Raw genomic sequence first — 13093 nt, forward strand, 5'->3', positions numbered from 1 at the left:
GATGGAAAATACTCCACAGCGTGGGGAAAACCAAAACTTCGTGGAGGGACTCGGTCCCTCCATACCTCCCATAACTTTTGGCTTTTGCGCGTAGCGCCATAAGACGATCACGCGGCGTGACGGCTGATAGCCGCTGCGCGGCGAAAACAAGTTATGGGGTCTGGGGCCCGCGGCCCCAGCGGGGTCCAGGGGCAGCGCCCCTGGCCTGGTGGTTTTCCCCGGTTTACGCCATCGGGAAGACCTTCTTGTAGGGGTGGATGGTGACGCTTTGGAACAGCCCGGCCTTGGCGTAGGGGTCGGCGGCGAGGAGGGCGTCGAGCGCCGCGCGGTCGGGCGCTTCGATCACCAGGAGGGAGCCGATCATCGTCTGCCCGTCGTCGGAGAGCAGCGGCCCTCCGATGGCGAAGGGCTGGGCTTTGGCGAAGGCGAGGTGGGCTTCGCGGTTGGCGAGGCGGAGCGCCAGGGAATCGGGCTTATCCAGGCAGGTGACGGCGAAGAGCATGGGGGTTTTCCTTTGCTGGTCGGGTCAGTCCTGCTCGGCGCGCAGCGGGCGGGCGAGCAGGTCGGAGATGGTGGCGGCGATGTCCGCGCCGTCGAACAGCACGGCGGCGACGGCGGCGGCGACCGGCATGTCGATGCCGGTTTTCGCCGCGAGGTCGCGCACCGCGCGGGCGGTGGCGACGCCTTCGGTGACGGCGCGGCGTTCGGCGAGGATGTCGGCGAGGGCGCGGCCCTGGCCGAGGGCCGCGCCGAGGGAGAAGTTGCGCGACATCATCGAGGTGGCGGTGAGGATGAGGTCGCCCAGGCCCGCGAGGCCCATCAGCGAGACCGGCTGCGCGCCCTTGGCGACGGCGAGGCGGGTGATCTCGGCGAGGCCGCGGGTGATCAGCGCGGCCTGGGCGTTGTGGCCGAGGCCGCGGCCGGAGACGATGCCGCAGGCGATGGCGAGCACGTTCTTCACCGCGCCGCCGACCTCCGCCGCGATCACGTCGCGCGACCAGTAGGGGCGGAACGCCGGGGTGCCGACGGCATGGGCGAGACGGCGGGCCAGCGCCTCGTCGGCGCAGGCCAGGGTGATCGCGGTGGGCAGGCCGCGCGCCACCTCGGCGGCGAAGGTGGGGCCGGAGAGCACGCCCCAGGGGCTGCGCGGCAGCTCCTGGGTCAGCACCTCGCTCATCAGGCAGAGGGTATCCTCCTCGATGCCCTTGGCGCACATCACCACCGGCACGCCGGGGCGGTGGAAGCGGGAATAGTCGCGCAGCACGCGGCGGGCGAACTGCGCCGGAGTGACCCACAGCACCACGTCGCAGGCGGCGATCTCGGCAAGCTTGCCGGTGGCGACGACGCCGGGATCGAGCTTCACGCCGGGCAGGAAGACGCCGTTCTCGCGGGCGGCGTTGATGCCTTCCACCACGTCGGCCTCGTGCGCCCACAGGGTGGCGGCGCGGCCCGCCTTGGCCGCGGTGTTGGCGAGTGCGGTGCCCCAGGCTCCCGCGCCGACGATGCCGATCCGATCCATGGGGTATGCTCCTCGTTCGCGGGTGGGTCTCAGGCCTTGACCCCGGCGCCGCGCGCCTTGGGCGCGGCGGCGTCGAGAGGCCAGCGGGGACGCGGCTTGAAGTCCAGGGGATCGCCGCCGAAGGCGCGCAGGCGCTCCACCCCGGCCCAGGCGATCATCGCGCCGTTGTCGGTGCACAGTTTGATCGGCGGAGCGACGAAGGCAAGCCCGGATTTCGCCGCCAGGGTTTCCAGGGCGGCGCGCAGGGTGCGGTTGGCGGCGACGCCGCCCGCCACCACCAGGCAGCGGCCCGCGGGGCAGGCTTCGCGGAAGGCGGCGGCGGCGGGCGCGAGGCGGCCGCACAGGGTTTCGGTCACCGCGGCCTGGAAGCTCGCGGAGAGGTCGGCGATGTCGGCGTCGGTGGGGTCGCCGGGCAGGCGGTCCAGCGCCTGGCGCACCGCGGTCTTGAGGCCGGAGAAGGAGAAATCGAACCCCGGCGCGTGCAGCATCGGCCGCGGCAGGGAAAAACGCCTGGCGTCGCCGGTTTCGGCCCAGCGTTCGATCTGCGGCCCGCCGGGATAGGCCAGCCCCATCATCTTCGCCGCCTTGTCGAAGGCCTCGCCCGCCGCGTCGTCGATGGTGGTGCCGAGGCGGGTGTAGTCGCCGGGGCCGCGCACGATCAGGCTCTGGCAGTGGCCGCCGGAGGTGAGCAGCAGCAAATAGGGGAAGGGCACGTCGTCGGTGAGCCGCGGGGTCAGCGCGTGGCCCTCCAGGTGGTTGACCGCGACGAAGGGAATGCCCCGCGCCGCGGCGATCGCCTTGGCCGCGGTGACGCCCACCAGCACCCCGCCGATCAGCCCCGGCCCGGCGGCGGCGGCCACCGCGTCGATGCCGCCGATGCCGATGCCCGCATCCGCCAGCGCGCGGCGCAGCACCGCGTCGATGTGGGCGAGGTGGGAGCGCGCCGCGATCTCCGGCACCACGCCGCCGTAGGGGCGGTGTTCCGCGATCTGCGTGGCGATGACGTTGGCGAGAATCTCCCGCTCGCCGGTGACGACGGCGGCGGCGGTTTCATCGCAGCTGGTTTCGATGCCGAGGACGATCATGGCCTATCCAATTACCGCTTTGCAGGCGCGGGGCCAACCACTACAACACTCCTGGTTTGTCGAAAAGCGATGATCGGGGTTTGCGCGATGTCTTCTTCTCCGTTGCTCACCATCGGCACCCGCGGCAGCCCGTTGGCGATGGCGCAGACCCGCGCGGTGGCCGCCGCTCTCGCCGAGGCCGCGCCGGAACTGGCCGCGCCGGACGCCATCGCGATTTCCGTGATCAAGACCACCGGCGACGCCATTCTCGACCGCCCGCTCGCCGAGGCGGGGGGCAAGGGCCTGTTCACCAAGGAAATCGACGAGGCGATGCTGGACCGCCGCATCGACATCGCGGTGCACTCGATGAAGGACGTGCCCACCTGGCTGCCCGACGGCATCGACCTGCCGTGCATGCTGCCGCGCGAGGACCCGCGCGACGCCTTTCTCTGTCCGTATGCGGCGAGCTTCACGGCCCTGCCCGCGGGCGCGGTGGTGGGCACCGCCAGCCTGCGCCGCGGCGCGTTCGTCCTGGCGCGGCGGCCCGACCTGAAGGTGGAGACCTTCCGCGGCAACGTGCAGTCGCGCCTCGCCAAGCTGGAGGCGGGCGTGGTGGACGCCACCCTGCTGGCGCTGGCCGGGCTGAAGCGCCTCGGCCTCGCCGGGCGGGCGGCGGGGGTGCTCTCCATCGAGGAGATGCTGCCCGCGGTGGCGCAAGGGGCGATCGGCGTCACTTGCCGCGCCGACGACGCGCGGGTCCTGGATTGGCTGGCGCGCATCAACCACCCGGAAACCGTGGTCGCGGTGCGCTGCGAGCGTGCCTTCCTGCGCGTGCTCGACGGCTCCTGCCGCACCCCGATCGGCGGCCTCGCGCAGATCGGCGCGGGCGGGCGGGTGGAGTTCCTCGGCCGCCTGGCGCGCACCGACGGCAGCGCGGTGTTCGAGGCGCGGCGCGCCGGCGGCGCGGCGGAGGCCGAGGCGATCGGCGCGGACGCCGGGGCGGAGGTCAAGGCGGCGTCATGCGCGTGCTGATCACCCGTCCCCGCGACGATTCCGCCGCCACCGCCGCGCGGTTGCAGGCGATGGGGGACGAGGCGGTGGTCGAGCCGCTTCTCGACATCCGCTTCATCTCCGGCCCGGCCCCGGCCCTGTGGGACGTGCAGGCGATCCTCATCACCAGCGCCAACGGCGCGCGCGCGCTCGCCGCGGCGACGCCGGTGCGCGGGTTGCCGCTGCTTGCGGTCGGCGACGCCTCGGCGGCGGAGGCGAAGCGCCTGGGATTCGCCGCGGTGCGTTCCGCGGGCGGCGACGTCGCCACCCTGGCGCGCCTGGTGGAAACCACCCTGGCGCCGCAGGGCGGCGCGCTGTTGCAGGTGGCGGCCAATGCCGAGGCGGGCGACCTTGCCGGGAGACTCGCAACCGCCGGATTCGAGGTGCGCAAGGCACGTTTGTATGAATCTTGCCCGGTCAAGGGGTTGAGCCCCACCCTGGTGGAGAGCTTGAAATCCGCGCGGATCGGCGCGGCGCTGTTTTTTTCGCCCCGCACCGCCCGGACTTTCGTTACTCTGGCAAAGGCTGCGGGCGTGTCGGGGGACTTGCGGCCGGTTGCGGCCTATGCGTTGTCCCCGGCGGTGGCGGAGGAATTGCGGGCGGCGGATTGGCGCGCGGTGCGCGTCGCCCCCCGTCCGGAACAGGACGCCCTGCTCGCGGCGCTGGATGCCGACCGCGCGGCGGGATGTTGGGAAACGGTTGGAGGATAGGCGATGACCTCAGGCGACAAGGATGCCGACCGCACGGTGGAAGACACCGCGTCCACGGACGTGGAGCCGGTGGCCGACGACGTCGAGACCGAGGAGACGGCGGAGGAGGACGGTGCGGAGGAGTCGGGTTCCGGCGGCCGCGGCCTTCTCGCCGGGTTCCTGCTGCTGGTGATCCTGGGGCTCGGCGGCTATGCCTCGCTGCCCTACTGGCGACAGGCCATCCCCGAACCCTACCGCAGCTATCTGCCCGACCTGCCGCCCAGCGAGAACCGCCGCCTCATCGCGGGCATGGAAGACACGGTCAAGACCAACGCCGCCGAACTCGACCGCCTGCGCGGCGAGGTCAAGGCCCTGCGCGGCGAAATCGAGGAGATCGGCGACGCCGCGTCGCCCACCGGCGGTTCCACCGTCGCCGAGATCGGCGCGCTCAAGGAGCGCCTCTCCGCGCTCGAGGCGCGGCTGCGCGCCGTGGCCTCCGGCGCGCCCGCGGGCGCGGGCGGCGCGCCGGTTTCGCTCGCCTCCGCCGACGTGCTGCACCGCCTCGACCTCGTCGCCGGGCGGGTGGAGCAGCAGGCCGAGGCGATCAAGGCGATGAACGCCAAGGCCGAGCAGAAATCCACGGTGCAGAAGGACGAGGTCGCCGAGATCGCCCGCCGCCTCGACATGGTGGAGGCGACCCGCGCCGAAGCCGCGAGCGTGCTGCGCCTCTCCGACCGCATCAACGATGTGGAGAAGCTCGCCCGCGCCATGGCCTCGCGCCACGACGCCTCGCTCGCCAACCTGCTCGCCGTGGTGCAACTGCGCGCCAAGGCCGCCGACGGCCAGCCCTTCGACGCCGAGATGCGCACCGCCCGCGCGCTCGCCGACGACAAGCCCGCCTTCGATGCGCTGGCGGGCGGCTTCGCCGAGCTTGCGGGCAAGGGGGTTTCCACCACCGCCGCCTTGCGCCACAGCTTCGATGCGCTCTCCGTCGCCGCGGCGCAGGCCGCCGCCGCGCCGCAGGGCGACAGCCTGCTCGACAAGTCGATCGGCCGCGTCACCGGCCTGATCACGGTGCGCCGCCTCGACGGCAAGGACGAGAGCAAGACCGTGCCCGCGATCCTGGCGCGCGCCGAAACCTTCCTCAACGCCGGGGATTTGAACGGCGCGGTGAAGGAGCTCAAGGGCATCGAGGCGGCCTCCGCCGCGGCGGTGATGAAGCCCTGGATCGCCCGCGCCGAGGCCCGCGTCGCCCTCGACGCCGCGCTCTCCACCCTCACCTCCGACGCGCTCGCCCGCGTCGCGGCGAGCGCGATGCAGAACGCGCCCGCCGAGAACCGGAAGAAGGGGAGCTGAGGCGATGATCCGTATCCTGGGATACCTGATCGCGGTCGCCGCCCTGGTCGGCGGCGCGGTCTGGATGGCCGACCATCCCGGCGGGGTGACGGTGCGCTGGCTCTCCTGGCGGCTCGACACCTCGGTGCCGGTGCTCGCGGTCGCGCTCCTCCTGCTCGCCGCCGCCGCCACGGTGCTGATGCGCTTCGTCGGCGGCTTCCTCGCGCTGCCCGGGCATTTCGCCCGCCGCTCCCGCGAGAAGCGGCAGGTCAAGGGCACCGCCGCGCTCGCCGGCGCGGTCACCGCGCTCGCCGGCGGCGAGGCCGATGCGGCGCGCCGTTGCCTCAAGGACGCCGACAAGGCGCTCGCCAACCCGCAGCTCGCCCACCTCATCGCCGCGCAGATCGAAACCGAAAAGGGCGACGCCGCCGCCGCACAGCCGCACTACGAGGCGCTGCTGGAAACCCCGGAGACCGAACGCGCCGGGCTGCGCGGCCTGCTCGCCGCGATGCCCGCCTCCGACCCGCGGGCGCTCGACCTCGCCACCCGCGCCTTCGCCCGCGCCCCCGGCGCGGCCTGGGCGGCGCGCGCCCTCTACGCCGCGCAGATCGAGGCGGGGCTCCTCGACGCGGCGCAGGAAACCCTGGCCAAGGCACGCAAGAAGGGCGGCTTCGACGCCTCCCTCGCGGCGGAGGAATCCGCCCGCCTCACCCTCTCCCGCGCCGAGGCGGCGCGCGCCGAGGGCCGCCTTTCCGACGCGGCGAAGCTCGCCCGCGAGGCGCTCGACGCCGCCCCGGACAGCATCGCCGCGGCGCTCGCCCTGGCGCAGATCCACGCCGTGGAAAACCGCGGCAAGAAGGCCGCCGAGGTGATCGCCAAACAGTGGGCGCGCACCCCCTCGCCGAAACTGCTCGCCGCCTGGCTCGACCTCTGGCGGGAGGAGGACGCGGCGCAGCAGGTCAAGCGCGTGCGCGAACTCATCGCCGCCAATCCGGACCACCCGGAAAGCCGCCTCGCCCTCGCCGAGGCCTGCCTGCGCGCCGAATCCTTCGCCGATGCCCACGCCGCGCTCGCCCCCATCCTCGGCCCCGACGCCACGGCGAAAACCGCGGGCCGCGCCGCGCTGACCATGGCCCGCGTCCTCGCCGCCGAGGGCGCGGACCCCGGCACCCAGCGCGAGTGGATCGAACGCGCGGCCGCGGCGCTGGCGGTGGGGTGAAAGATAAGAGCTTTGCGAGGGGACTCGGTCCCCTCGCGCTCCCCATAACCCGGGTTTTTGCGCGACGGAGAACGCCGGAGGCGTTCGTAGGGACATGGCCGAAGGGCCATGGTCCGAGGCGGAGCCGAGGACGAGGAAAATGCAGAAAGCATTTTCCGAGCAAGCGCCATAAGCCCGTGCGCCTGCCACAGGGATGTTGCTGCCGCTACGCGGCGAAAACCAAAAGTTATGGGAGGCGCGGAGGGTCCGCGACCCTCCGCAACGTTTTGGTTTTTGGGACCCCTTGCCAATTTGGGAAAATATCCGTATCTTCCCGGCCTTCGTGGAAGGCTGCCGGTGTAGCTCAGGGGTAGAGCAACTGATTCGTAATCAGTAGGCCGAGTGTTCGAATCACTCCACCGGCACCAGCCTTCGTCCGCCGCGACGCGTCGCTTTCGGGCGTGCGGTTGCCGCGCATCCCGGAACCAGCCGATGTCCGAAGCGCAGAATCTCTCCGATTCGCCGGATTTCAGCCTGCCGCACACGTCGCAGCAGCTGGGCATGGGGCTGCGTCATGCGCGGCGCATGCGCGGCATGCGGCTGAAGGACCTGGCCGCCGCCGCCGGGTGTTCCGAGAGCATGCTGTCGAAGATCGAGACCGGCAGCGTCATTCCCTCGCTGAATCTGCTGCGCCGCATCGTCGGCGCGTTGGATGTGAGCATTCTCGGCCTGTTCGGCGCGTCGGATGCGACGGAGCGCATGGTGCACCGCGCCGGATCCCGCCCCAAGGTCAACGTCGGCCGGGCGGGGGCTCTGCCGGGCGTGATGCTGGAGCTTCTGATGCCGCGCGGCGAGGGCGTGATGTTGGAGGCCAACATCCACACGGTCAATCCCGGCGGCTCCTCGGCGGGGCCGACCAGCCACGTCGGCGAGGAGTTCGGCTATGTGCTCGAGGGTGCCCTGGAACTCACCGTGGACGGCGAGACGATGACCATCGGCCGCGGCGATTCGTTCTATTTCCGCTCCGAGAGGCCGCACTCCTATCGCAATTTGGGGGAGGTTCCGGCCCGGGTGCTGTGGGTCAACACGCCGCCCACCTACTAGGCAGGTTTCCCCAGGCGGGCGGTTTCTGCACGGAGTCGCCCACGGCGCGCGCGCCTCACGGAGTCTTGGGTTTTGCCTGGATTCGAGGCGCATGTGACGATTTTTTAAGCACGCACAAAAAATTCGCAAAAACTCATTCAAGTCGCTTGAATTCCATTTCTCCTCTGTCACTCTGGGGACGGAAACCCTGCCTGGCGAAGCTTGCCCGGCGCTGGGAAACAGAGGAGCTCTTGTATGAAAACCATCCTGCGTTTCAGCGTCGGCGCGCTTTTGTCCGCGGCGCTGGCGGCGGCCCCCCTGGGCGGCGCGTTCGCGAAAGACAAGGTCAAGATCGCCTTCATCGGCCCGCTCTCCGGCGGCAACGCCTCGATCGGCGTCGGCGGCCGCAACTCCGCCGAACTGGCGGTGATGATCCGCAACAAGGACCCCAAGGCCAAGTACAGCTACGAGCTGTTCAGCCAGGACGACGAGTGCAAGCCGAACGTCGGCGTGCAGGTGGCGACCAAGGCCGCCGCCGACCGCAAGACCGTCGGCGCGGTGGCGCACTACTGCTCCGCCGTGGCGATGAGCACGGTGGACGTCTACCACAAGTTCGGCCTGCCGATGATCGTCTGGGGCGCGGTGCTGCCCGACATCACCTACGGCAACGACTATAAGGAAGTCCACCGCGTCAACGGCACCATGGTCAACCAGAACGAGGTCGCCGCCGACTTCATGACCAGGCAGGGCTTCAAGACCTGGGTGATCCTGCACGACACCACCGACTACGGCAAAGGCCACAACGCCTACTTCTCCAAGTTCCTGAAGGAGAAGGGCGGCAAGATTCTCGCCACCTTCGGCGTCACCGCCGACCAGCAGGACTTCACCGCCGAACTGACCAAGGCGAAGGAGATGAAGCCCGACGTCATCTACTTCGGCGGCCTGACCCCGCTCGGCGTGCGCATCCGCCAGCAGATGGACAAGCTGGGCATCACCGCGCAGTTCGAGGGGGTTTCCGGCATCGTCTCCACCGCCTTCCTCGAAGGCCTCGATCCCAAGCTTTCCGAAGGCATCATCGCCCTGCGCGAAGGCGCGCCGGTGGAGAAGCTGCCGGGCGGCAAGTACTTCATGGAGCAGTACGACAAGGCGAAGTTCGACCAGGGCCCGGACGCCTACGGCGCGTTCGCCTTCGCCGCCGCCACCCTGTTGCTCGACGCCATCGAGACGGTCGGTCCCGACCGCAAGAAGGTCACCGCCTATCTCGGCAAGGTGAAGGACAAGGACAGCATCACCGGCCCGATCAGCTTCGACGATCACGGCCAGAACACCGTCGCCGCGATCACCAAGTACGTGGTGCAGGACGGCAAGTGGGTGCTGTGGGAAGACAGCGAATACGCCGCGGGCAAGCGCAAGCTGGCCGGACGCTGAGAACACCGTTGCGCGGCGCGGGGGCCGTCCCCGCGCCGCGCGTGATCGCGAGGGGAGACGGACGGCAGCCATGGACCTTCTGGGACAATACCTCGTCAACGGCATCATGCTGGGCACCATCTACGCCCTGGTCGCGGTCGGCTTCACCCTGTTCTTCGGGGTTCTCGACGTCATCAAGTTCTCCCACGGCGACGTTTTGATGGTCGGCGCCTTCGCCGGGTTCACCGCCGCGCTCGGCGCTGCGGCGCTCGGCTTCACCAATCCGTTCGTGCAGCTTGCCGCGAGCGTTCTCTTCGCCGTCTCCGGCACCGCGCTGCTCGGCGCGGCGATCGCCAAGTGGCTGATCCTGCCGTTGAAGAACGCGCCGCGCCTCAACATCCTGCTGATCACCCTGATGCTCGGCACCGCGCTGCGCGAATCGGTGCGTCTGTTCTATCCCGACGGCTCCAACCCCAAGGCGTTTCCCGCGCTGCTGCCCTCCACCGCATGGCAGTTCGGCAACTTCACCCTGCGGGCGGACAGCGCGCTTCTGGTGATTGCGGGCATCGCGGTGATCGTCGGCCTGCACATGCTGATCAACCGCACCCGCCTCGGCCTCGCCATCCGCGCCGTCGCGCAGGACGAGGAGACGGCGCGCACCATGGGCATCAACTACACCCTGATCGTCCTCGTCACCTTTGCGCTCGGCTCCGGCATCGCCGCGGTGGCGGGGGTGATGAACGGTCTCTACTACAACGAGGTCAACTTCGGCATGGGCCTCCTCCTCGGCCTGATCGGCTTTTCCGCCGCGATCATCGGCGGCCTGGGCAACCTCTACGGCGCCATCCTCGGCGGCTTCCTCTTCGCCGCCTTGCAGATGATCGGCGCGGTGGCGCTGCCCTTCGCCTCCGCCTACAAGGACGTTTTCGCCTTCGCCGTGGTCATCGCCCTGATGGGGTGGAAGCCCACCGGCCTGATCCCCGAACGCAGCAGCGAGCGAGTCTGACCATGCGCGCCTTCATCCTCCGCCTGCCGCCGCTCGCCGCCGCCGCTCTCGCCTTCGGCCTCGGACTGGTCTACGCCGTGGTGTTCATGGAGCAGGAGAGCGACGTCGCGGTGATCTCGCTGGTCGCCTTCGCCGCCGTGGCCGCCTTCGCCGCCGGGCGCATCGGCCTGATCCGCCGCGCCTCGCTTGCCGCGGGCACCCATCCCGGCGCGGTCGCCGCCATGGGCGGGTGCATGGCGCTGGCCCTCATCGCGGTGTTCGCCGAGGACCACTTTCCGCTTCTGATGCTCGCCACGGTGATGCTCTACGCCACCGCCGCGCTGGGCCTCAACGTGCAGTTCGGCTACACCGGCGTGGTCAATTTCGCCGGGGCCGCGTTCTTCGGCATCGGCGCCTACACTTCCGCCGAGCTGATCGGCAAGTCGGTGCTGCCGCCGGTTCTGGTGCTGCCGCTCGGCGGGCTGATCGCCGCCGTCATCGGCCTGGTGCTGGTGTTCCCGGTGGTGCGCACCCGCGGGCATTACGCCGCGGTGGTCACCATCGCCTTCTCGGTGCTGTTCAAGACCTTCCTCGAGGTCAACGACACCCTCGGCGGGCCGCAGGGGCAGAGCGTCGGTCCGGTCACGCTTCCCGGCTGGAGCTTCGCCGACGGGCCGGTGGTCTTCGGCGTCGAGACCTCGTTCTACCTCAACTACGCGCTTGCCGCGCTTCTCGTGCTCGGCCTCGCCTTCGTCATGGTGCGGCGGCTGGAGCGTTCGTGGATCGGGCTCGCGCTGGACGCGGTGCGCCTGGACGAGACCGCCTCCGCCTGTTACGGCATTCCGATCCGCCGCGCCAAGATTCTCGCCTTCGTCGCGGGCAACCTGATCATCGGCGTCGCGGGCGCGCTCTACGGCAGCATGCTGGGCTATGTCGCGCCCACCAGCTTCACCTTCTCCGACAGCCTGATCCTGGTGGCGATCGTGCTGCTCGGCGGCATGGGCAGCCCGTGGGGCACCATCCTCGCCGCCGCCATCGTCGTCATCCTGCCGGAGAAGCTGCAGGCGATTCAGGAATACCGCTTCCTGCTGTTCTCGGTGGTGGTGATGGCGATCCTGCTGTTCCGCCCCGAGGGGTTGTTGCCGCGCGCGGTGCGCCGCTATCTGCCGGTGCCGCAAAACGAGGAGGCCGCTTGATGATGCAGACCACCGATGCCGCCCCGGCCATGGAGGCCGCCGTGCCCGCCACCCCCGGACCCCTGCTCGACATCGAGGCCCTGTCCAAGAGCTTCGGCGGCGTGCGCGCCTTGAACGACGTGTCGTTCTGCCTGGGCCGCGGCGAAATTCTCGGCCTGATCGGCCCCAACGGCTCGGGCAAGACCACCTCGTTCAACGTCCTCACCGGGCTCTACCGCCCCGACGGCGGCAAGGTTCTCTTCGACGGCGGAAACATCACCGGCAATGCGCCGCAGGCGGTCTACCGCGCAGGCATCGCGCGCACCTTCCAGCGCTCGCGCCTGTGCCTGGAGCTTTCGATCTTCGACAACATCATGGTCGGCAACCACGCGCGGCTGAACCAGGGGCTGATCTTCAACCTGTTCAACCGCAAGGCCTTCCGCCTCGAGGTGGAGAGCGCGCTGGAAGAAGCCACGGCGCTCGCCGCCTCGTTCAGCCCGTTCCTCGCGGAGCGGATGTTCGCCCCGGTCGGCGCGCTGCCGATGATCGAGCGCCGCCGCATCGAGATCTGCCGCGCCCTGATCTCGCGGCCGAAGCTGCTGCTGCTGGACGAGCCCTCGGCGGGGATGACCCATGAGGAGACGCACCAGCTGATGGACGACATTCTCGCGGTGCGCGACCGCCAGGGCGGGCTTTCCATCATCATCATCGAGCACGAGATGGGCGTCATCGAGCGGGTGAGCGACAGCTGCGTGGTGCTGAACTACGGCGAGAAGATCGCCGAGGGCTCCTACCAGGACGTCGCCTCCGACCGCCAGGTTCAGGAAGCCTACCTCGGCTCCGCGTAAGGATATTTGGGTATGGACGCCATCGCTCCGCTCCCGGCAATCGAAATCTCCGGGCTCTACACCGCCTACGACAAGGCCGACGTGCTCACCGACGTCAACATCGTCGCGCCCGCCGGGCAGATCACCTGCCTCCTCGGCTCCAACGGCGCGGGCAAGACCACGCTGATCCGCTCCATCCTCGGCCTCACCCCGCCGCACGCGGGCAGCATCAAGGTGTTCGGCGAGGACGTCGCCGGCCTGCCGACGCACCGCGTCATCGCCAAGGGGGTGGCCTGCATCCCCGAAGGGCGGCGGATGTTCCCCAAGCTGACGGTGGAGGAGAACCTGCGCCTCGGCGCCTATCAGGAACCCGCGGAGGCGGAGATCCGCCGCCGCCTCGCCGAGGTCTACTCCGTCTTTCCGCGCCTGGCGGAAAGGCGCGGCCAGCTTGCGGGCACGATGTCCGGCGGCGAGCAGGCGATGGTCTCGATCGGCCGCGGCCTGATGGGCAAGCCGCGGGTGCTGCTGATCGACGAGCCCTCCCTCGGGCTTTCTCCGCTTTACGTGAAGGAAAATTTCCGCATCATCGAAAACGTCCGCGCTCAGGGCTTGACGGTTTTCCTCGTCGAGCAGAACGTGCACCAGACGCTGGCCATTTCCGATTCCGGCTATGTGGTTTCCGGCGGGCGGGTGGTGGCGCAGGGCAGCGCCGCCGAACTGAGGAACAATGCGGACGTGCGCGCCGCGTATTTTGGGTAGTC

General features: G+C 70.0%; 13 protein-coding genes and 1 tRNA gene. 11 read left to right on the forward strand and 3 right to left on the reverse strand.

The genetic code is table 11. From position 1 onward, the window contains the following. Positions 1-223: 223 nt before the first annotated feature. Genes O7R11_RS06095 through tsaD form a run of 3 tightly spaced genes read right to left on the reverse strand, consistent with a single transcriptional unit; the run spans position 224 to position 2604 of the window. Positions 224-502, reverse strand: a complete 279-nt coding sequence (locus tag O7R11_RS06095) for a YciI family protein (RefSeq protein WP_337996611.1) — start codon at positions 500-502, stop codon at positions 224-226. A gap of 24 nt (positions 503-526) precedes the next feature. Further along, entirely contained in the window at positions 527-1519 is a 993-nt protein-coding gene (locus O7R11_RS06100) for an NAD(P)H-dependent glycerol-3-phosphate dehydrogenase (RefSeq protein ID WP_337996612.1), read from the reverse strand. 29 nt (positions 1520-1548) lie between these two features. Continuing rightward, positions 1549-2604, reverse strand: coding sequence for a tRNA (adenosine(37)-N6)-threonylcarbamoyltransferase complex transferase subunit TsaD (tsaD, locus tag O7R11_RS06105; protein WP_337996613.1), 1056 nt, complete (start codon positions 2602-2604; stop codon positions 1549-1551). Between the two features lie 87 nt (positions 2605-2691). Here tsaD and hemC point away from each other — a divergent pair, with 87 nt between their 5' ends. From hemC to O7R11_RS06160, 11 genes are all read left to right on the forward strand, one after another. Further along, positions 2692-3615: a hydroxymethylbilane synthase gene (gene hemC, locus O7R11_RS06110; RefSeq protein ID WP_337996614.1), complete on the forward strand. Its 924-nt coding sequence runs from the start codon at positions 2692-2694 to the stop codon at positions 3613-3615. Beyond that, positions 3603-4343, forward strand: coding sequence for a uroporphyrinogen-III synthase (locus O7R11_RS06115; protein WP_337996615.1), 741 nt, complete (start codon positions 3603-3605; stop codon positions 4341-4343). Before hemC ends, O7R11_RS06115 begins: the two co-directional genes overlap by 13 nt. A gap of 3 nt (positions 4344-4346) precedes the next feature. Beyond that, a complete protein-coding gene (locus O7R11_RS06120) occupies positions 4347-5678 on the forward strand; it encodes a COG4223 family protein (RefSeq protein WP_337996616.1) in 1332 nt (443 codons plus the stop codon). 4 nt (positions 5679-5682) lie between these two features. After that, positions 5683-6876, forward strand: a complete 1194-nt coding sequence (locus O7R11_RS06125) for a heme biosynthesis HemY N-terminal domain-containing protein (RefSeq protein WP_337996617.1) — start codon at positions 5683-5685, stop codon at positions 6874-6876. Between the two features lie 332 nt (positions 6877-7208). Next, a tRNA-Thr gene (locus O7R11_RS06130) sits at positions 7209-7283 on the forward strand. A 64-nt stretch (positions 7284-7347) separates the two neighbouring features. Beyond that, positions 7348-7959 carry a cupin domain-containing protein gene (locus tag O7R11_RS06135; RefSeq protein WP_337996618.1) on the forward strand — a complete coding sequence of 204 codons (612 nt, stop codon included), beginning with the start codon at positions 7348-7350 and terminating at the stop codon, positions 7957-7959. 234 nt (positions 7960-8193) lie between these two features. Then, entirely contained in the window at positions 8194-9366 is a 1173-nt protein-coding gene (locus tag O7R11_RS06140) for a branched-chain amino acid ABC transporter substrate-binding protein (protein ID WP_337996619.1), read from the forward strand. A 70-nt stretch (positions 9367-9436) separates the two neighbouring features. Then, on the forward strand, positions 9437-10351 hold the full coding sequence (locus O7R11_RS06145; RefSeq protein WP_337996620.1) for a branched-chain amino acid ABC transporter permease: 915 nt from the start codon (positions 9437-9439) through the stop codon (positions 10349-10351). A gap of 2 nt (positions 10352-10353) precedes the next feature. Further along, the gene (locus O7R11_RS06150; protein WP_337996621.1) at positions 10354-11526 is read left to right on the forward strand and encodes a branched-chain amino acid ABC transporter permease; all 1173 of its coding nucleotides are present in this window, start codon (positions 10354-10356) and stop codon (positions 11524-11526) included. After that, positions 11526-12353 (forward strand): ABC transporter ATP-binding protein, encoded by an 828-nt coding sequence (locus tag O7R11_RS06155; protein WP_337996622.1) that lies wholly within the window; start codon positions 11526-11528, stop codon positions 12351-12353. The genes O7R11_RS06150 and O7R11_RS06155 overlap by 1 nt, the downstream gene beginning before the upstream one ends. Before the next feature lie 12 nt (positions 12354-12365). Then, on the forward strand, positions 12366-13091 hold the full coding sequence (locus tag O7R11_RS06160) for an ABC transporter ATP-binding protein (RefSeq protein WP_337996623.1): 726 nt from the start codon (positions 12366-12368) through the stop codon (positions 13089-13091). Positions 13092-13093 lie beyond the last annotated feature (2 nt).

Source organism: Oleispirillum naphthae (genome assembly GCA_027864655.1).
In the GTDB taxonomy this organism is placed as follows: domain Bacteria; phylum Pseudomonadota; class Alphaproteobacteria; order Rhodospirillales; family Rhodospirillaceae; genus Oleispirillum; species Oleispirillum naphthae.